Source organism: Streptomyces sp. NPDC088194 (assembly GCF_040702025.1).
In the GTDB taxonomy this organism is placed as follows: Bacteria; Actinomycetota; Actinomycetes; order Streptomycetales; family Streptomycetaceae; genus Actinacidiphila.
In genome coordinates, this window is the sequence record NZ_JBFBIV010000023.1 from 44,952 (window position 1) to 63,167 (window position 18,216).

Below are 18,216 nucleotides of genomic sequence, written 5' to 3' on the forward strand. Positions count from 1 at the left end.
TACGCAAGGGAATTGTGGTGTGCACGGTGGGCTGCCCGGCCGCACGAACCGCCCGGGGCCGCCCTTTCGCGAACCCCGACGGGGTGTCACCCGAATGGAGCCGCCCACGGTCGAGATCTACGGCAACTCCGCGCGCCCCGAGCTGCGCCTGATCACCTGCGGCGGCGGGTTCGACAAGAAGCGCCAGGAGTACGAGGACAACGTCGTGGCCTACGCCCACCTCACCGGCACCCGCCCCTGACCGGGCGGGCGAAGTCCGGGTCAGGACGGCCGGACGGCCACGTGGTCATGTGGTCAGGGGCGACGCGAAGTGCCGGAAGCCCTCGCGGGTGTGGTGCAGGGACCACAGGGTGTCGGCCAGGATCTCGGGGTCGCTGTGCGGGTCACCCGGGGTGATCGCGCCGGGGATGATCAGCTGGGCGGCGTGGATGCCGGCGTCCGCGAGGGTGTCGTGCAGGAGCTGGGCGTAGACGCTCTCGGCGGCGAAGGCGATGGAGGTGCCGGCGCGCTCGGGGAGCGGCTGGACGGCGCTGCCGCCGTTGACGAACAGCAGGGTGCCGCGGCCGAGTTCGCGCATGCCCGGCAGCACCTGCCCGACCGCCGTCGCGGGACCGTAGACCGAGAACTCGACCGGCCCGACCAGGTCGGCGGCCGTCGTCTCCAGGATGGGCTTCATGAAGTCCCGGTGTGGGACCGGGCTGTACTGGAGCACCTCGATGGTGCCGAGGGCGGCCGCGGCGGCGTCGAGCGCGGCGGTCAGGGCCTTCGGGTCGCGCACGTCGGCGGCGAAGCCCCGCGCGGTCACCCCCTCCCCGCCGAGCTGCGCGGCGAGGGCGTCCGCGTGCTCCTGGGCGCGCGAGATGACGGCGACGTCGAAGCCCTCGCGGCCGAACCGGCGTGCGACGGCGGCTCCGAGACCGGGGCCGGCTCCGATGATGGCGATGGTGGTCACGGCTTCTCCAGGCGGTGTGGGGTGCGGGTGCGGTTCGTACGGTACGGACCTGCCGGCGGTAACGGTGGGAGCGACCGGCGGCGGGAACCCTGCGGCCGGCAACCCCGCGGCCGGGAACTCAGGACGTCAGGGGCTCGGGCGGACCGCGAGCGTGGTGGCCCGCGCCTGCTCCGACACCATCGCGGCGACGTACGGCCCGGAGGAGCCGTACTTGCCGCGGTAGGCGGCGTCCACCCGGTCGTTGAGCGTCGGGTCGTCGACCTCCGCGAAGGCGACGTCGCGCTCCACCCCGCCGGCGCTGATCCGGCCCCGGAGGCCGGCCCGGGCGGCGCGCCACCAGCTGCCCTGCCGGCCGCGGTAGGCCCGCACGTACAGCTCGTCGCCGTCGCGGACCACCCAGATCGTCGTGGGTGCCCGCCGGGTGCCGTCCGCGCGTGCGGGCGCGATCGCCAACTCGTCGGCCTCCCCGATCCGTTGGAGTTCGTTGTGCGGCCAGTTCGTCATGGCGTCGGCTCCTTCTCGGTCGGCGTGTGATTCGGGTGCGGATACGGATACGGATACGGGTGCGGGGGCCGTACGGGGTCGGGTGCGGTCAGGGGAGCAGCAGCGTCTTGACGGCGCGCCGTTCGTCCATCGCGCGGTAGCCCTCGGCGACCTGGTCCAGCGGCAGGGTGAGGTCGAAGACCTTGCCGGGGTCGATCCGGCCGGACAGCACCCGCTCGATCAGGTCGGGCAGGAACGCCCGGACCGGTGCGGGGCCGCCGCGCATGGCGACGTGGGAGAAGAAGAACTCGGTGCCGTCGACGGCGACGCCGTGCGGGACGCCGACGAAGCCGACGTTGCCGCCGGGCCGGGTGGAGCGCAGGGCCTGCTGCATCGACTGCTGGGTGCCGACGCACTCCAGGACGGCGTCGGCGCCGATGCCACCGGTCATCTCCTTGATCCGGGCCACGCCCTCGTCGCCGCGTTCGACGACGATGTCGGTGGCGCCGAACCCTGTGGCGAGCTTCTGCCGGGCCTCGTGCCGGCTCATGGCGATGATCCGCTCCGCGCCGAGCTCCTTCGCGGCGATCACCGCGCACAGGCCGACCGCGCCGTCACCGACGACCACGACCGTCTGCCCGGGCCTGACCTGCGCGGCCACGGCCGCGTACCAGCCGGTGCCCATGACGTCGGAGCAGGCCAGCAGGCTCGGCACGAACGCGTCGTCGGGCAGCTCGGGGGTGGCGACGAGGGTGCCGTCGGCCAGTGGTATGCGCACGTACTCGGCCTGGGAGCCGATGGCGCCGACGGGCACCCGGTGCAGGCAGTTGCTCTGGTAGCCGTTGAGGCAGTTCGGGCAGGTGTTGTCCGAGGCGAAGAACGACCCGACCACGAACTGGCCCGGCTTGACCAGCTCGACGTCGGCGCCGACCTGCTCGACGACGCCGACGTACTCGTGGCCCATCGGGGTCGGCCCGGTGACGGGGTTGACGCCGCGGTAGTCCCACAGGTCCGACCCGCACACGCAGGTGGCGACGGTGCGGATGACCGCGTCGGTCGACTCGACGATCGTCGGGTCGTCGCGCTGTTCCAGGCGCACGTCACCGGGGGAGTGGAGGACGGCTCCACGCATGATGATCTACCTTGCCTTCTTGATCGTTTCGGGGTTGCGTCTCGGGGTTGCGGAGGGGTTGCGGAGGGGCGCGGCGAGGGCGCCGCGGGGGCCGGTCGCCCCCTCAGGCGCGGGTACCCGCGCCGGGCCCGGCGTACTCGGCGTCGCTGACGTGCTCCAGCCAGTCGACGTCGTCGGTCTCCCACAGCGCGAGGTGCACCATGAACCGGTCCGGGGCGGCGCCGTGCCAGTGCTCCTCGCCCGGCGGGGTCCAGACCACGTCCCCGGGACGCGCCCGGAGGATCTCGCCGCCCCGGGACTGGATCAGCGCGATGCCCTCGACGATGTAGAGGGTCTGGCCCAGGCCGTGGGAGTGCCACGCGGTCCGCGCGCCGGGCGCGAACCGCACCGTGTTCGCGCGCACCCGGGAGGGTTCCTCGCCGCGGTGGATCACATCGGCCCACGCGTCGCCGGTGAACCACTTCCCGGGAAGCTTGGCGGTGGGGGGTGTGGCGAGCAGTTCCATACGACGGTTCTCCCTGCGGTCGCTCGGGTGCGGGTGTTCACGTGCGGTGCGGATGGGGTGCGGGTGTTCACGTGCGGGTACGGCCACGGGCGCTGTCCGCGGTACGGGGACGGGCCCCGCACCGGCGCGCGCCCGTTCACGCGGTGTCCTCGACGAGGGAGTGCAACCGGTTCGCCGCGGTCATCGCGGCCGGCCGGCCGGCGTAGAACGCCAGATGGGTCAGCGCCTCGCCCAGTTCCTCGCGGGTGAGCCCGTTGTCCATCGCCAGCTTCAGGTGGAAGCCAAGCTGCTCGGTGCGGTACAGCGCGGCCAGCACGCTCACCGTGACCAGGCTGCGGTCGCGCGCGGACAGGCCGGGCCGCTCCCACACGTCGCCGAAGAGCACCTCGTCGGTCAGCTCCACCAGTTTCGGCGCCACCGAAGCCAAGTGCCGGGGTGCGGTCTGTCCTGCCATCGCGTCTCCTCACGTCGAAAGGTCGATCGGTCGAAAGGTCGTCCCGGCGTCGGAGCGCCGCCGGGACAGGTTCCCCGGACGGGTCCTGCGTGGTGCCGCCGTAGGGCGTCCGTGCGGTGCCCGCCGGGTCGCCGGACCGCTTCACCATCGAGGAAACCGCAGGTCATGCCGGTGAGGAAGGACCTGCTGTTCCAGGTAATGACAGAACCCCTCAGCCGCCGCGGGCCGGCCGTAGCCTGGAGGGCATGGACAGCAGGACCAGCGGGGCGGGCCGGAGCGACGTCAAGGAGTTCCTGGCCACGCGCCGCGCGAGGATCACCCCCCAGCAGGCCGGGCTGCCCGCGTACGGAGGCAACCGGCGGGTGCCGGGACTGCGCCGCGAGGAGGTCGCCCTGCTCGCCGGGGTCAGCGTCGACTACTACGTCCGGCTGGAGCGCGGCAACCTCGCCGGTGTCTCCGACAGCGTCCTGGACGCGATCGCCCGGGCCCTGCAACTCGACGAAGCCGAGCGCTCCCACCTGCACGACCTCGCCCGCGCCGCCGGTACCGGCCCGCGCCGCGGCACCCATCCGGCCCGCCGCCAGGTCCGCCCCACCATGCTGCGGGTCCTGCACTCCATGACCGGGACCCCGGCCTTCATCCGCAACGGCCGGCTGGACATCCTCGCCGCCAACACCCTCGGCCGCGCCCTGTACGCGCCGCTGTTCGACGCACCGGAGCGGCCGGTCAACACCGCCCGCTTCCAGTTCCTCCACCCCGACGGGCCCGACTTCTTCCCCGACTGGGACACCTCCGTCCACACCACCGTCGCCCTGCTGCGCACCGAGGCGGGCCGCGATCCGTACGACCGGCACCTCACCGACCTGATCGGTGAACTCGTCACCCGCAGCGAGGAGTTCCGCACCGCGTGGGCCAAGCACAACGTGCGCCTGCACCACACCGGCACCAAGCGCTTCCACCACCCCGTCGTCGGCGACCTCACCCTCGACTTCGAGGCCATGGAACTGCCCGCCGACCCCGGCCTGACCCTCACCAGCTACAGCGCCGCCCCCGGCACCCCCTCCGCCGACGGCCTGACCCTCCTGGCCGCCTGGGCCGCCACCGAACCGGTCGCCCGAACCGAGCAGACCGCGCCCTGACGCGCCCGCAGCCGTAAGCCGCCGAACAGCCGGCGCCGGCTCGGGTCCTTCGGAAAACCTGGTGCGCCTCGTGTCCGCGTTCGCCAGGCTCGGGGCCATGAGCCCGAGGATCACCCGCGTCAACCCCGACCGGCTCCACCCGACGCCCGGCTACCACCACATCACCGTGGTCGAGGCCGGCCGCACCGCCCACCTCGCCGGGCAGTGCCCGCTCGACCGCGACGGTGTGCTGGTCGGTCCGGGATCGCTCGACGCCCAGATCGACCAGGTCGCCGCGAACGCGCTGGCCGCCCTGGCCGCCGTGGGCGCGGAACCCGACGACGTCGTACGCTCCGTCATCTACGTGTGCACCGACGTCACCGAGGTCCTGGGCGCGGCCTGGCGGCGACTCACCGCTTCGGCGATCGGCCCGGCGTTCACCACCGCGAGCACCCTGCTCGGCGTCAACCGGCTCGGCTTCACCGGGCAGTTGGTCGAGGTCGATCTGACAGCGGCGCTGCCGTGACCCGCGGGTACGTTCACGGGACGAAGCCCGAGGTGCGGATCTGGTGCATGCGCCACGCCGAGTCGGAGAACGTCACCAGCGGCACCGCCGGAGCCGTGCCGAGCGTGCCGCTGACGGCCCGAGGTCGCGGTCAAGCCGCCGCGGCGGGCCGCGTGTTGGCCGCCCAACGTCCGGTGGCGATCTACACGAGCACCGCGCTGCGGGCCCGCCAGAGCGGCGAGATCGCCGCCCAGGGCGCGGGCGTGAGCGCCGACCCGCGGGCGCTGCCGGCCCTGACCGAGGTCGGCATCGGCGCCCTGGAGGGTTCGCGAGATCCCGCCGTCCACCAGCTCACCGCCCAGGTGCTGCACGCGTGGGTGGTCGAGCGGGACCTGGAGTCGCGGGTCGCGGACGGCGAGAGCGGGCACGACGTGCTCGCGCGTACGACCGGCGCGTTCCACGACATCGCCCGCGCGCACCCGGGCGGCACCGTCGCCGTCGTCGGGCACGTCGCCTCCCTGACGGTGGCCCTGAGCCACCTGTGCGGCCTCGGCGGCGCGGTCTGGGGCGCCCCGCTGCCGCACGCGGAACCCTTTCTCGTCACGTACGACCGCGAGCGCCGCGCCTGGCACTGCCCCGCGTGGCCGTGAGGCGGCGCGCCCCGATCGAGGCCGGGCGGCGTTGTCGGTGCCGTGTGGTTGCCTGGGGAGCGGAGGCAGGAGCGGGGACGGCATCGGGGTCGGCGGACCGGAGGCGGGAGCGTACGCGATGGCGGAGCGGAACCGGGTCACACCGCTGGGCGACATCGCGGCCTTCCCGCTGCGCGGAGCCTGGACGGGGAACCGGGGAATCCTGCACGACGGCCACCGGGTGGTCCGCTTCCACGCGAGCGACGCCTGGCTGACCTGCGCCCTGGACTTCCGGGGGCGGTGGAACCCGCAGTGGCGGCCGCACCACTACACGTACCTGTACTTCCACGACGAAGCGGTCGCGCTCGCCGCCGGGCACCGCCCCTGCGCGGAGTGCCGCCGCGCGGACTACACGGCGTACCGCGACGCCTGGAGCCGCGCGCTGTCCGTGCCCGTGCCGTCCGCGCGCGCGATCAACAGCCGGTTGCACGCCGAGCGGCTGCACCGCGGCACCCACCGCCGCCTGCACGCACTGCCGTGGTCCGGCCTGCCCGACGGCGTGTTCGCCCTCCTCGACGACGGCACCCCGGTGCTGCTGCACGGCGACGCGCTGGTGGAGTGGAGCCCCGACGGCTACGGGCGCCGGCGCCGCGTGCCGTCGCTCGGCGCGGCCACCGTCATCACGCCGCCCTCCTCCGTGGCCGCGCTGCGCGCGGGGTACCGCGCCCAGATCGACGCCTCGGCCGGGCGATCCTGACACCGGGTGCGGGTCGGGCGCCGGACGGCGGGGCCCGAGACACCGGGCAGCCGGCACCTGGGTATGGCGGACCCGGGCGCGGCGGGGCGCAGCACACCCGGGCATGGCGCACCCGTGCGCGGCGTACCCGGGCATGGCGCACCCGGGCCGTCACGCGGCCTACGGCTCCCCGCCTACCGCTCCTCCCGGTCGGCGAGCACCTCGTCGAGCGAGCGGCGGTGCTCGGCGGCCAGCGCGGGGTTGCTGTCGTGGTGCTCCGCGATGCTGATCAGGGACTTCCAGACCAGCCAGCCGCGGGCCCTGGCCCAGGTGTCGCGGTCCTGGCCGACCGCCGCGCGGAACGCCGCCCTGCTGCGGCCGCGGAACATCGTCCACGCGACGACGAGATCACACGCCGGATCGCCGACCCCGCAGGTGCCGAAGTCGATCACCGCGGCCAGCCGGCCGTCCCTGACCAGCAGGTTGCCGTGGGCGACGTCGCCGTGGAACCACACCGGCGGCCCCTGCCACCGGCTGCTCAGCGCCTCGTCCCACAGCTGCCCGGCCCGCTCGGTGTCGACCCGGCCGCGCAGCGCGGACAGCGCCCGGCGCGTCTCGTCGTCGTAGTACGCAGGCGGCGCGCCGCGGTGGAAGCTGTGCGCGCCGGCCGCCGGGCCCCCGGTGGCGTCGATCTGCTGCAGGGCACGGAGGAACCCGCCCACTTCCACGGCGAACCCGGTCAGGTCGCCGATCCGTTCGGGCCGCGCGGTCCGGCCCTCCAGCCAGCCGCGCACCGACCACGGGTACGGGTAGCCGCAGCCCGGCTCGCCCCTCGCGAGCAGGGGTGGTACCGGAACCGGCAACTGCGGCCCGAGGACCGGCAGCCACCGGTTCTCCTTGTCCACCGCGGGGACGTAGCCCTCGGCGGTCGGCAGCCGCACCGTCATCCTGTCGCCGAGGCGGTACGTCCGGTTGTCCCACCCGTCGACGGCCACCGGGGTCACCGGCAACCCGGACCACCGCGGGAACTGCTCGGCGATCAGCCGCCGCACCAGCGCCGCGTCGATCCCGGCCCGGCCGTCGTCGCCGGGCGCGTCGTCGCCGGTTCGCTCGCCCTCGGGCCGGTCGCCGCCTTCGCCGGGGGAGCCGCCCCGTACGTTCTCGATCATCCAGGGATCGTGGACGTGGCACACGTGCCTCCGCAACGGCTTTTCCGCCGGCCGCCGCTGCCACCCTGGACCGTGACCGACGGGAGCGGGACCGTCAGCGCCGAGACCGTGGCGCCGGGACCGTCAGGACCGGGAGGGGGTCTCCGCGACCCGGGTCACGGCGAGGACCGCCATGTCGTCCTGGCGGGTGTGCCCCGTCCACCGGTCGACGTCCTCGGTGAGCGCGTCGACCAGGTCCCGCGGCTCGTCGAAGTGGTGGCCGACCAGCGCCGAACGGCACGGATCGTAGAAGACGCCCTTGCGGTTGCGTGCCTCGGTGACGCCGTCGGTCACGAACAGCACCGTCCCGCCGGGTGGCAGCGGCCAGGAGTCGGCGGGGTGGGCGGTGCCGTCGTCGGATACCGGCGACAGCCCCATGCCCAGCGGAAACGCGGGCGCGGCGGGCAGCAGCGGCTCGAACGACCCGTCGCTGACCAGGTACGGCGGCGGGTGGCCGCGGTTGACCACGGAGAGCGTCCGGCCGTCGGGGGTCACCTCGGCGAGCAGCGCCGTCGTGAACTCCTCGGTCGGGTGGTTGAAGCTCTCCCGGGCGGCGTTGCGCGCCAGCGCCTCGTCCATCCGGCGGGCCAGATCCGGCAGGTCCGGCGCGTGCTCCGCCTCCTGCCGGAACGCGCCGATCGCCACGGACACCGCCCCGACCGCCTGCATCCCCTTGCCGCGCACGTCCCCGATCATCATCCGCACGCCGAACGGCGTGTCCTGCACGGCGAACAGGTCCCCGCCGATCCGCGCCTCCGCCTGCGCCGCGGTGTACGTCGACGCGACCGCCAGCGGTCCGGCCCGGGCCGGAGGCTGCGGGAGCACCGCGCGCTGCGCCGCCTCCGCGACGGCCGTGGCCCGGGCGAGGTCGCTCACCTGCCGGCCCATCAGCACGTTGACCACCAGCGCCAGCACTCCCACCACGCCGACCACCGCCAGGTCGACCAGGCTCGACAGCCACGCCCGGTCCTGGTCGAAGTCCAGCCCGATCGACGCGGCGGCCGCGAGCACCGCGAACACCACACTCGTGCGGAACGACAGCGTGGCCGAGGCGACCAGCGGAGCCGCGGCCAGCAGCGGCAGCCCCACATACGGTTCCGGCCCGAACACGTCGAGCAGCGAGCCCGACACCAGCGCCAGCGCGGCGAGCGTCCCGGGCACTCCGGGTGCCCTCCACCATCCGGCCCGCACTCCCATCGCCCGTGCTCCTTGTGGCGCCTGGTTGCCGGGCGCCGCCGCGGCCGCCCCCAGTGCCCGGCGCGGGCACCTGCCCATCCACCGTAGCCCCTGGTGACAGCCCCGCAAGCCCGGCGCCCCACACTCCACCCGCCTCGCCCCGCGCCCCGCGCCCGGGGGCGGACGGGGCCGGGCGCGGCCCCCGCCGAAGTGGGGGACGCGCCCGGGTCGTTCACCGCCGCTTCAGGCGGCGGGGTGGCCGATCACCTTGTCATTCGCTCATCCGCCGAAGCTGATCGCGAAGAGGTGGACGGTTCCCGACGCGCCGGTCACGGGGAGCGTCACCGACGCCACCGTCTTCGTCGCGTCCAGAGGCACCTTCACCGAGAAGACGTACGCCTTGACGTTGTCCTTGCCGCCGCTGCCGGTGTTGCGGTAGTCGGTGGTGATCGCGGTGGTGTTGCCCGGCACCGGCTTGCTGCCGGCGCCGTTGAGCGTCCAGTCGGAGAACGTCACCGTCGCCTTGGCGGTCGTGCCGTCGGTGTAGGTGACGGTCAGCGCGCCGGGGACGCCGCTGCCGTCGGTCGGGGCGTTGGTCGCCGACCCCAGCAGACCGAGGTACGCGCCCGACGTGCCCGCCGGCTGCGGCAGCGTCTGGCCCGCCACCTCCAGGTTGTCCGGATGTCCCGAGGCGATCGCGGGCCAGGTGTAGTCGAGGCCGTCGGCGCTGACCTTCGCGCCACTGGTCGCCCCGGCGGCGGCCAGCGCGTTCTGCGAGTACGCCCAGCCGCCGTCGTCGAACCCGCCGGAGAAGTGCGTGGCGTCCGGGTAGACGCCCTCGTTCGTCTCGTACGGCCACAGCTCGCCGGGCTTGGCGACCGCCACCCCCAGGGTCGCGCTCGCCAGCGCCGCGCCGCCGCTGTGGTCGGTCACCGCGAAGGCCACCGCGTACGCGCCTTCGGTGTCACCCGCGGTCACCTGCACCTTCGCCTCCGCGCTGCCCGACGGCGGCACCGTCAGCGAGCCCGAGGAGGTGCCGAGCGTCACTCCCGACGGCGCGGTGGCCGCCCAGTCGGCGGTGACCGCCTTGCTGCCGAGGTTGGTCAGTCGCAAGGTGGCCTCCCCGGAGCCCCCGGGCGCGATGATCAACCCGTCGCTGCTCGGGCCGGTCGCCGCCAGCACCCGCCCGCCGCCGGTGGCGTCGGACGGCGGAACCGCGTCGGCCGACGAAGCCCACGACGTGTTCGGCACCGTGTTGAGGCTGTAGTCGAGCGTGCCCGCCTTCTCGAACTGTCCGAAGGTCAGCCAGGAGTCGTTCCACGCCTTGCCCTTGACGTCCAGCGACTGGACGTACGGCGCGTTCGTCGCGGCCTGCGGGGCGTTGATCGCGACCTGCTTGCCGTTGCCGAGGGTGACCTTCGCGACCGGGAAGACCGGACTGCCCAGCACCAGCGTGTCGGTGCCCGGCGTCTCCGGGTACATCCCCAGCGACGACCACACGTACCACGAACTCATCGCGCCCAGGTCGTCGTTGCCGAACGACCCGACCGGCGCGTTGAAGTACAGGTCCTGCTGCGCCTCGCGCACCGCCGCCTGGGTCTTCCACGGCTGTCCCAGGTAGTTGTACTCCCAGGGGATCTCCAGGCTCGGCTCGTTGCTCAGGTCGGCGTTGGTGCCCGACGGATCGGCGATGTCGCTCAACAGGCTGTCCAGGTACGACCCGTAGGCCGCCGTACCACCGCGCGCGGTGATCAACTGCTGGAGGTCGAACGGCACCATCGGGGTGTACTGCGCCGAAGTGCCCTCCACGAAGCCGTTCGAGGTGCCCGGCGTGAAGCCGCCGGCGAACTGCCCGTCGGAGTTCTTCGCCTGCATGTAGCCGGTCTGCGGGTTGAAGACGTTCATCCAGTCCTGCGCGCGGGTCGCGAACTTCTTGTAGTCCGCGGTCTTGCCCAGCGACTTCGCGAAGGACGCCAGCGCGTAGTCCGCGCTGTCGTACTCCAGTTGGGTCGAGACCGGGCCGTAGAAGTTGCAGCAGGAGTACGTGCCGTCCAGCGGCAGGTAGCCCTTCGCGTCGCGCACCGCCTCGCCCGGGCGGTCCTGGTTCGGCGCGGTCGCCTCGTGCTCCATCGCCGACAGGGCGTGCGCGGTGTCGAAGTTGCGCACCCCGAACGCGTAGGCGTCGGAGATGATCGAGGTGGCCGGGTCGCCGACCATGACGTAGCTCTCGCCGTTGTTCGACGCCCACTTGGGCAGCAGGCCGGTCTGGTCGTAGCCGTTGAGCATCGAGGTGACGATGTCACCGGTCTGCTTCGGCGCGACCATCGAGATCAGCTGCGTCTGGGAGCGGTAGGTGTCCCAGCCCGAGTAGTTGGCGTACTGGGCCTTCTGACCCTTGGTCAGTTTGTGGACCTGGTCGTCCATGCCCATGTACTGGCCGTTGTCGTCCGAGAACACGTTCGGGTGCAGCAGCGCGTGGTAGAGCGCGGTGTAGAACTGCACCTGCTGGTCGTGGCTGCCACCGCCGATCCGCACCTTGTCCAGCACGTCGTTCCACGCGGTGTGGTTGGCCTTCCGCATGGCGTCGAAGTTCCAGCCCTTGACCTCGGTCGACAGGTTGGACTTCGCGTTGCCGTCGCTGGTGTACGAGATGCCGACGGCCGCCGTCACGGCGGCCTTCTTCGCCGTGTCGAACGTGAGGTACATGCCGTTGGCGCCGGTCACCGGCGGGCCCGCCGTCGCGGACGTGGCCGCGGACGAACTCTGCGGGCTCGCGGTGGAGTTGTCCGGGCTCGCGGAGGGCGAGGCGCCGCCGCTGGGGTGGATCTTCGGCGATGCGCTGCCCGGCACCGTGAAGTGCTGCTCGTGCAGCGGGGTGTTGGAGTGCGTGGCGAGCTTCTGCTGCGGCCGGCCCTCGCTGAGCTTGGTGGCGTCGGGGTTGATGGTGCTGCCGACCCAGGTGCCGCTCGCGGTGAAGGGCTGGTCGAACTTGATGTCGAAGTGCAGGGTGTAGCGGTTGGCCGCGCCGCAGAAGTGCCCGCTGTCCACCGACCCGCTCACCTCGCGGTCGCTGACCACCTGCACCCGGGTGCCGTCCACCTGCGAGGCGCCGCTGCTCAGCTTGAGCAGCAGGTTCGACTGCGTGCCGGCCGGGAAGGTGAACCGGCCCAGGCCCGCGCGCGTGGTGTCGGTCAGCTCGGTCTTGACCCCGGCGGAGTCGGTGACGCCGTAGTAGCCCACGCCGGTCTGCTCGTCGTCGTGGCTGAACTGCGAGGACAGGTTCGAGAGGTTCCCCGACAGCGCGCCGGTGACCGGCAGGATCGGCACGTCGCCGGCGACGTCGCAGCCGGGTCCGGAGATGTGCGTCAGGCTGTAGCCCGAGATCTTGCTGTCCTTGTACTCGTAGCCGCCGCCCTGCGTCCGGTCAGGGGTGGTGTCCGGCCCCCACTGCATCATGCCGAACGGCATGTCGGGCCCGGGGAAGGTGTTGACGGCGCCCGAGGTGCCGATCAGCGGATTGATCAACGCGGCCGGGTCCGCGACGAGTTGCGGCCCCGACGCCGCGTCGGCGCCGGTGAGGGACTGGATCGGGAGCGCTGCGATGCCCAACAGGGACACCACGGCGAGGCGTTGACGGAATCTGCTGCTGAAACGGGCCCGGTCGGGGCGCCGTTGTCTGACCATCGGTTGCCTCCGCGATTCGTGCGTCACACATGGGTGTGCCAGGGACGGGTGGCGTCCTCGATCGACAGCGGCGTCGTACGGCTCACGGACTGACAACGTTGCCAATCTGCACGAGGCATGAGTAGAGCGCGGACCCTGAGGGCCTGTCAATGACCCAGGAGGAGTCTTCACTCCCGTCGCTCCCACCCCGCGCACCTCCCCAGGCGTGTCGCGACCGCCCGCCGGACGGTCCGCCGACGGCTTCGGCGGAGGTCACCTCGCGTGTCGCGTCGGCGCGGGAGCGGGACCTGCGGTGGGGCCGAGCCGACCGGCGTCGGGCCCGGCGAACCGACGCGGTGGGACGGGAGCCGTGCGCGTCGCGGGGCAGGCGACCGCCTGCTGCTCCGTCCCTGTGGTCATCGAGGAAGGGGCGGCTCCCAAAGCGGTGGATGGTGAAGCGTTCCGGTCGGTAGGGTGCCCGCCTGCCGATCACGAAGCCGAGGGACGCTCATGGGCTCAGAGGGACACGTCAACGCCGCGCGCAGCAAGGTCTTCGGCGAGGTGGCCGAGCTCTACGATGCCGCCCGCCCCGGCTACTCGCCCGCGATGGTCACGGAGGTCCTGGCGTACGCGGCTCTCGGGGACCGTCCGGCGGTGGAGGTCGGCGCGGGTACCGGGAAGGCCACCGTGCCGTTCGCCGCGCTGGGGATTCCGCTGGTGTGCGTCGAGCCCGACGCCCGCATGGCCGAGGTCCTGCGCCGCAACACCGCCGGCCATCCGAACGTCCGGGTCGAGGTCGGCGACTTCGAGCGGTGGCAACCGGGCGGGCGGCACTACGGGTTGCTGTTCGCCGCCTCCGCCTGGAACTTCCTGGACCGTGACCGGCGCTGGGACCTGGTCCACGCCGCGCTCGCCCCCGGCGGTTCCGTGGCGCTGATCAGAAACCCTCACGGGATACACGACGCCGGACTGCGCGCCGAACTCGCCGGTATCGGCGACCGTCACGGCATCACCGGTTCACCACACCGCTTCCTGGCCGCCGACCTCTCCGGCGACGAGCCCGGGAACTGGGACCAGGACTGGCCGGATACCGAATGCCGCCGGGACGGCCGCTTCACCGACCTGCGATCGGTCCGGTTCCGGCAGGACCTGCGGTACGACACCGACCGCTACCTCGGCCACCTCGCCTCGCTGTCCGCCTATCGCATCCTGCCCGAGGACCATCGCCGGCAGGCACTCGCCGAGGCCGGACGCGTGCTCGACGCCCACGGCGGCGGAATCGACGTACTCCAGGTCACCGACGTCTTCCTCGCCCGCGCCCTGTGAACCACGAGCCGCCCTCTGACAGGTCCGCATCCTGTCGCGTCCACGGCCGGCGTAGCAGGCGCGCTCGCCGGCACGAGGGCGTCCTGGACCCGGACGACGTGAACGAAGGGCGTGAGATGCGGCGAAAGGTCGTCGAGGTGCTGGGTGAGCCCCCGTTCGACGCGGAGCGGAACGCGGGATCAGCTGCCGGCCTCGTCGATCCGCTGCGGTGACCACGTGCCGGCGGTCTCGCGCGCGTTTACCTCCGAGGGAATTGGTTCGACGTCGTGGCTGCCGCAGACTCCGAGTCATGACCAGCTACCAGATCCATACCGCCGACACCGCGTCCGAAGCCGTGAAGGAGCCGCTGACGGCCTTGCAGGGGGCATTCGGGTTCGTTCCGGCCGCGGCCGGGCTCATGGCGAACTCGCCGGCGTTGCTGAACACCTTCTTCTCCGCATTCGGGCACTTCCGGGGTGACGGAACGTTCGGCCCGGACGAACGGCAGGTCCTGCTGCTGTCCAACGCGGTTGCCAACGGCAGCGAATGGGCAGTCGCGTTCCACACGCTGGAGGCGCTCGCGGACGGGGTCGAACCGGCCGTGGTCGAGGCCCTGCGCCGCGGCGATCTGCCCGCCGACCCGCGGATGGCGGCGCTGTCGGCGCTCACCCGCGCGTTCATCGACAAGCGGGGCCGGCTCGACGAGGCGGACGTGGCGGCGTTCACGGCGGCCGGCTTCACCGAGGAGCAGCTGTTCGAAGTGATCACCGGGGTGGCGATCTCCGCGATGACGAACTACACCGCGAACGTGGCCCGGCCACCGCTGGAGGTGGCGGTGCGGCCGCACGCGTGGACTGCGGGATACTCGAGTGGTGTCTGACGTCGGTCACCTGCTGAAACACTGGAGGAGCGCCCGGCGGTTGAGCCAGCTGGCGCTGGCCGCCGAGGCCGCGGTGTCGGTCCGCCACCTGTGTTTCCTCGAGACCGGCCGTGCGAACCCCAGCCGGGCCATGGTCCTGAAGCTCGCCGAGGTGCTCGACGTACCCCTGCGCGAACGCAACACCCTGCTGCTCAAGGCCGGGTTCGCGCCCGAGTACCCGGAGTCCGAACTGGACGCGCCGTCGCTCGCCGCCGTCCGGGACGCGCTCGACACCATCCTGACGCAGCAGGAGCCCTTTCCGGCTCTGGTGATGGACCGGAGCTGGGACATCCGGCACACGAACGCCGCCGCTCGCCGCTTCTTCGCTTTCCTCCAGGACGGGCAGGCGAAGACAGGTCCCGGACCGGCGAACGTGCTGCGCCGGATGTTCCACCCGGACGGCGTCCGCCGGCACGTGACGAACTGGCCGGAGGTTGCCGAGGCGCTGGTCCGGCGCGCCCGCCGGGAGGCGATCGGGGGTGTCACCGACGAGCGTGCCCAGCGGATTCTCGACGAGGTGCTGGACTACCCCGGGGTGCCGGCCTCGCTGCGGTCGCTCGACGCGGCCACGCCGGTGCTGCCGATCGTGCCGATCCGGTACGTGCGCGGCGCCCGGCGGTTCGACTTCTTCTCCACCGTGACGACGCTCGGGACACCGCAGGACGTGACGCTGCAGGAGTTGCGCATCGAGTGCTTCTTCCCGATGAACGACGAGACCCGGTCCCACGCGCGTCAACTCGCTGAGGCGGCGCAGCCCTGACCCCGGCGGCGCTGGAGCAGCCCTCGATGTCTGGACGTGAAGACCTTCGACGAGAAGGACTGGGGTCGGTGACCGGCGTACCTCGGCGACCGTGCGGGCAACGTGCTTGTGAGCGTTGGGCGCACGGTCGCCGTCTTCGACGACCACGCAGCAGGCGCAAGCCGAAACGAAGGGAGCGGGCCGTGCAGGAGCAACCGCTGATCGTGGTGATGGTGTCGGACGACCCGCGCTGCCGGCCGGTGCTGCAGATGGCGGCGGCGATGGCCTGCCGCTACGAGGGGATGGTGCTGCCGGTGCACTTCAGACGGGAGTTCGTGCTGGTGGGCACGCCCGGATTCATTCCGTATCAGGAACCGGGCGCCCACGAGGCGGCCCACGCACGGGTCGCCGCGCAGGTGCGGGAACTGGCCGGACCCCTGTCGGAGTTACGGCTGCGCCAGCTGCACGGCGATCCTGCCGCCGGCCTGGCCCGCATCGCCCGGGAGGTGCGGGCCGACCTCGTCATGGTCGCTCACCCGCCGTCGTGGCGGGGGGTGCTGGCGCGCCGCATGGTCCGCAGGCTGCTGCGCAAGTGCCGGGTCCCCGTGGTCGCGGTACCGGTGGCCGACCGGGAACACACCACGTTGCGGCGGCTGCGTCTGGCAGTGGGGCTTGAGCAGCACTCCACGTCCGCGGATCGGGAACTGACCCGGTTGCTGTCCGCCGGGGGGTACGGCAGGTCGGACGGCTCCAGGAGACGGCATGGGAGTTGAGCGAGAGCGCGCCTGTTCCGCGGAACAACCGGTGCGACCGTTGACGCTGGCCTGGGTCAGCCGGCACTTGGAGGCCGGCGAGCGGATCGTCGGGAGTGAGGTGTTGCACGGCGGTATCACGGCCGAGATGCGGAAGTTGACCGTCGGCGCGCGGGACGGGCGTACCCGTGACCTGGTGCTGCGGACCTTCGTGGACGTGGAGGACGCGGAGGACTGGCTGGACCGGGAGTCCGTCGCATTGACCCTGCTCGTGGGGACCGGTGTGCCGGCGCCCGGGCTGATCGCGGTCGACGCGACTGCCGCGCACTGCGAGTTTCCGTCGCTCCTCATGACGTGCCTGCCGGGCCGGACGGTCCTTGAGGACGAGGGAGTGGAGCGGCGCGTTTCTCTGCTCGCCCGTCACCTCGTGGCGATCCATGCGGTACGCCCGGTCGAGCGGGTACGGGGGTATGTGGCGTTGACGACCGCCGACACCGTCGTGGTTCCGGAGGGAGGTGACGCGGCGGTGTGGGCTGCGGCGATCGACGTGATCCGCGGGCCGGTTCCGCGCTGGGAAGGGCGGTTCCTGCACCGGGACTTCCAGCCCGGCAACGTGCTCTTCGACGCGCCGGCGTCAAGTCCGGCAGGCGTCCGGATCGCCGGTGTCGTCGACTGGGCCGGGGCCTGCTGGGGTCCGGCGGACCTCGATGTCGCGCACTGCTGCACCAATCTCGCGCTGCTGCACGGTCCGGCGTGGGGGCTGCGGTTCGCCGCGGCGTACGAGGAGGCGGGCGGTGTGCTGGCCGCTGCTGCGAGCGAGCGGTTGTACTGGCTGGTCCGGGACGGGTTGGCGGCGTCGGAAGAGGTGCGGCAGTTCTCGCGGCCGTGGCGGGAGGCGGGGCGGACGGAGCTGACGACGCGAGTGGTGGAGGAACGGCTGGACGCGTATGTCGCGATCCTGATGGACACGCTGCGCTGAGCCGACGCGGTCCGGGCCGCGGCCGAGGACGAGGGCTCGGCCGGGCCTGCCCGCTTCCGCCTTGATCGTGAACGGCCGCAGGAGCGCGCCGCCCGACGGGCGGGCCGACACCCGTCGGACCGGCGGGCGCGGACCCAGCCGACCTACTCGCCCGGCGCCGTCAGGGCGTAGTGCAGCGTCGCGTAGTGCTTCCTGCGGTGCACGAAGGGCACCAGGACCCCGTGCAGGAAGGGGTACTTGTGCGCGAGGGACTTCGCGGCGCGGTCGGCCTCCTCCCCGGTGATCAGGGTGGCCCGCGCCTCGACCGCCGGGCCGGTGGGCTTGCCCCGAACGGTGGACGGCGCGATCTCGACCCGCGGGTTGTTCCGCAGCCGCTTGACCTTCCACGCGGCGTCGTAGGTCCGGAAGAAGGCCCGCTCCCCGTCGACCACGATGTTCACCGGCGTGCCGACGGGCGTGCCGTCCTTCTTGTACGTGGTCAGCAGGATCGTCTTCTGCCGGACGAAGGGTTCGAACGGGGTACGGGTGTGCGTCATCGGATGCCTCCGCTGCTTCTCGCCCGCGGGGGTGCGGGCCTTGCGCAGGTACGACAGGGGCGGCGGTCCCGTTGTGACATCGGCCGGCACCGGCCGGCTCCGATCGGCGTGGGTGCCGTATCCCCGGGGCGCGCAACGCGTCGGCGCCCGCCCGTGCTGCCGGGCGGGCGCCGTCAGGACCGGACGTTTCACCGTGAGCGATGGTCGGTCGCGGTGAGCTACCGGTCGTCGCGCTTGAGGGACTGCATGGAGCGGTCCTCGTCCTCGACGAGGTGCTCGTCACCACGGTCCTTGGTCTCGTCCGCCTCGTGGGCGCCGCTCTCCTTCGAGCGCCGCTCGGCCTCGGCGGCCTGCCGTGCTCGCTGATCCTTGTCGCTGGATTTGTCCATGTCGCTCACTTCCCGATGGGAGTGCGTACTCCACCA

The 18,216-nt window shown here is 72.6% G+C and carries 20 protein-coding genes; 10 read left to right on the forward strand and 10 right to left on the reverse strand.

The features are described from left to right. Window positions 1–94 precede the first annotated feature (94 nt). Window positions 95–241, forward strand: a complete 147-nt coding sequence (locus AB0399_RS15170) for a hypothetical protein (protein WP_366411568.1) — start codon at window positions 95–97, stop codon at window positions 239–241. Window positions 242–286: 45 nt separating this feature from the next. Here the strand turns inward: AB0399_RS15170 and AB0399_RS15175 are convergent, their stop codons facing one another. From AB0399_RS15175 to AB0399_RS15195, 5 genes are all read right to left on the reverse strand, one after another. Further along, on the reverse strand, window positions 287–952 hold the full coding sequence (locus tag AB0399_RS15175; protein ID WP_366411569.1) for an SDR family NAD(P)-dependent oxidoreductase: 666 nt from the start codon (window positions 950–952) through the stop codon (window positions 287–289). A 126-nt stretch (window positions 953–1,078) separates the two neighbouring features. Beyond that, window positions 1,079–1,456, reverse strand: coding sequence for a DUF2255 family protein (locus tag AB0399_RS15180; RefSeq protein WP_366411570.1), 378 nt, complete (start codon window positions 1,454–1,456; stop codon window positions 1,079–1,081). A gap of 88 nt (window positions 1,457–1,544) precedes the next feature. After that, window positions 1,545–2,567, reverse strand: a complete 1,023-nt coding sequence (locus AB0399_RS15185) for a zinc-dependent alcohol dehydrogenase family protein (protein ID WP_366411571.1) — start codon at window positions 2,565–2,567, stop codon at window positions 1,545–1,547. A 103-nt stretch (window positions 2,568–2,670) separates the two neighbouring features. Continuing rightward, complete coding sequence (locus AB0399_RS15190; RefSeq protein WP_329373269.1) at window positions 2,671–3,072, reverse strand: cupin domain-containing protein; 402 nt, start codon at window positions 3,070–3,072, stop codon at window positions 2,671–2,673. Window positions 3,073–3,208: 136 nt separating this feature from the next. After that, window positions 3,209–3,526, reverse strand: a complete 318-nt coding sequence (locus AB0399_RS15195; RefSeq protein WP_366411572.1) for a carboxymuconolactone decarboxylase family protein — start codon at window positions 3,524–3,526, stop codon at window positions 3,209–3,211. A 245-nt stretch (window positions 3,527–3,771) separates the two neighbouring features. Between AB0399_RS15195 and AB0399_RS15200 the strand changes: the two genes are divergently transcribed. The 4 genes from AB0399_RS15200 to AB0399_RS15215 all read left to right on the forward strand — a co-directional run bounded on the left by AB0399_RS15200 (window position 3,772) and on the right by AB0399_RS15215 (window position 6,535). Continuing rightward, complete coding sequence (locus tag AB0399_RS15200) at window positions 3,772–4,665, forward strand: helix-turn-helix transcriptional regulator (protein ID WP_366411573.1); 894 nt, start codon at window positions 3,772–3,774, stop codon at window positions 4,663–4,665. A 97-nt stretch (window positions 4,666–4,762) separates the two neighbouring features. Continuing rightward, window positions 4,763–5,170 carry a Rid family hydrolase gene (locus tag AB0399_RS15205; RefSeq protein WP_366411574.1) on the forward strand — a complete coding sequence of 136 codons (408 nt, stop codon included), beginning with the start codon at window positions 4,763–4,765 and terminating at the stop codon, window positions 5,168–5,170. A gap of 47 nt (window positions 5,171–5,217) precedes the next feature. Continuing rightward, a complete protein-coding gene (locus tag AB0399_RS15210) occupies window positions 5,218–5,799 on the forward strand; it encodes a histidine phosphatase family protein (protein ID WP_366411575.1) in 582 nt (193 codons plus the stop codon). A gap of 118 nt (window positions 5,800–5,917) precedes the next feature. After that, entirely contained in the window at window positions 5,918–6,535 is a 618-nt protein-coding gene (locus AB0399_RS15215; RefSeq protein ID WP_366411576.1) for a hypothetical protein, read from the forward strand. 173 nt (window positions 6,536–6,708) lie between these two features. Here AB0399_RS15215 and AB0399_RS15220 read toward each other — a convergent pair whose 3' ends face one another. The 3 genes from AB0399_RS15220 to AB0399_RS15230 form a co-directional block, all read right to left on the reverse strand. Next, window positions 6,709–7,683, reverse strand: a complete 975-nt coding sequence (locus AB0399_RS15220; protein WP_366411577.1) for an aminoglycoside phosphotransferase family protein — start codon at window positions 7,681–7,683, stop codon at window positions 6,709–6,711. 123 nt (window positions 7,684–7,806) lie between these two features. After that, complete coding sequence (locus AB0399_RS15225; protein ID WP_366411578.1) at window positions 7,807–8,919, reverse strand: PP2C family protein-serine/threonine phosphatase; 1,113 nt, start codon at window positions 8,917–8,919, stop codon at window positions 7,807–7,809. A 258-nt stretch (window positions 8,920–9,177) separates the two neighbouring features. Then, window positions 9,178–12,582, reverse strand: a complete 3,405-nt coding sequence (locus AB0399_RS15230) for a lectin (protein WP_366411579.1) — start codon at window positions 12,580–12,582, stop codon at window positions 9,178–9,180. 489 nt (window positions 12,583–13,071) lie between these two features. Here AB0399_RS15230 and AB0399_RS15235 point away from each other — a divergent pair, with 489 nt between their 5' ends. From AB0399_RS15235 to AB0399_RS15255, 5 genes are all read left to right on the forward strand, one after another. Continuing rightward, entirely contained in the window at window positions 13,072–13,887 is an 816-nt protein-coding gene (locus tag AB0399_RS15235) for a class I SAM-dependent methyltransferase (protein WP_366411580.1), read from the forward strand. Window positions 13,888–14,176: 289 nt separating this feature from the next. Then, window positions 14,177–14,746 carry a carboxymuconolactone decarboxylase family protein gene (locus AB0399_RS15240; RefSeq protein WP_329373291.1) on the forward strand — a complete coding sequence of 190 codons (570 nt, stop codon included), beginning with the start codon at window positions 14,177–14,179 and terminating at the stop codon, window positions 14,744–14,746. Beyond that, window positions 14,739–15,545: a helix-turn-helix transcriptional regulator gene (locus tag AB0399_RS15245; RefSeq protein ID WP_366411581.1), complete on the forward strand. Its 807-nt coding sequence runs from the start codon at window positions 14,739–14,741 to the stop codon at window positions 15,543–15,545. Before AB0399_RS15240 ends, AB0399_RS15245 begins: the two co-directional genes overlap by 8 nt. A 182-nt stretch (window positions 15,546–15,727) precedes the next feature. Next, window positions 15,728–16,297, forward strand: a complete 570-nt coding sequence (locus tag AB0399_RS15250) for a universal stress protein (protein WP_366411582.1) — start codon at window positions 15,728–15,730, stop codon at window positions 16,295–16,297. Beyond that, on the forward strand, window positions 16,287–17,255 hold the full coding sequence (locus AB0399_RS15255) for an aminoglycoside phosphotransferase family protein (RefSeq protein WP_366411583.1): 969 nt from the start codon (window positions 16,287–16,289) through the stop codon (window positions 17,253–17,255). Before AB0399_RS15250 ends, AB0399_RS15255 begins: the two co-directional genes overlap by 11 nt. 143 nt (window positions 17,256–17,398) lie before the next feature. Here the strand turns inward: AB0399_RS15255 and AB0399_RS15260 are convergent, their stop codons facing one another. Both AB0399_RS15260 and AB0399_RS15265 read right to left on the reverse strand, forming a co-directional pair. Further along, window positions 17,399–17,791 (reverse strand): PPOX class F420-dependent oxidoreductase, encoded by a 393-nt coding sequence (locus AB0399_RS15260; RefSeq protein WP_329373299.1) that lies wholly within the window; start codon window positions 17,789–17,791, stop codon window positions 17,399–17,401. A gap of 218 nt (window positions 17,792–18,009) precedes the next feature. Then, window positions 18,010–18,180 carry a hypothetical protein gene (locus AB0399_RS15265; RefSeq protein WP_329373301.1) on the reverse strand — a complete coding sequence of 57 codons (171 nt, stop codon included), beginning with the start codon at window positions 18,178–18,180 and terminating at the stop codon, window positions 18,010–18,012. Window positions 18,181–18,216 lie beyond the last annotated feature (36 nt).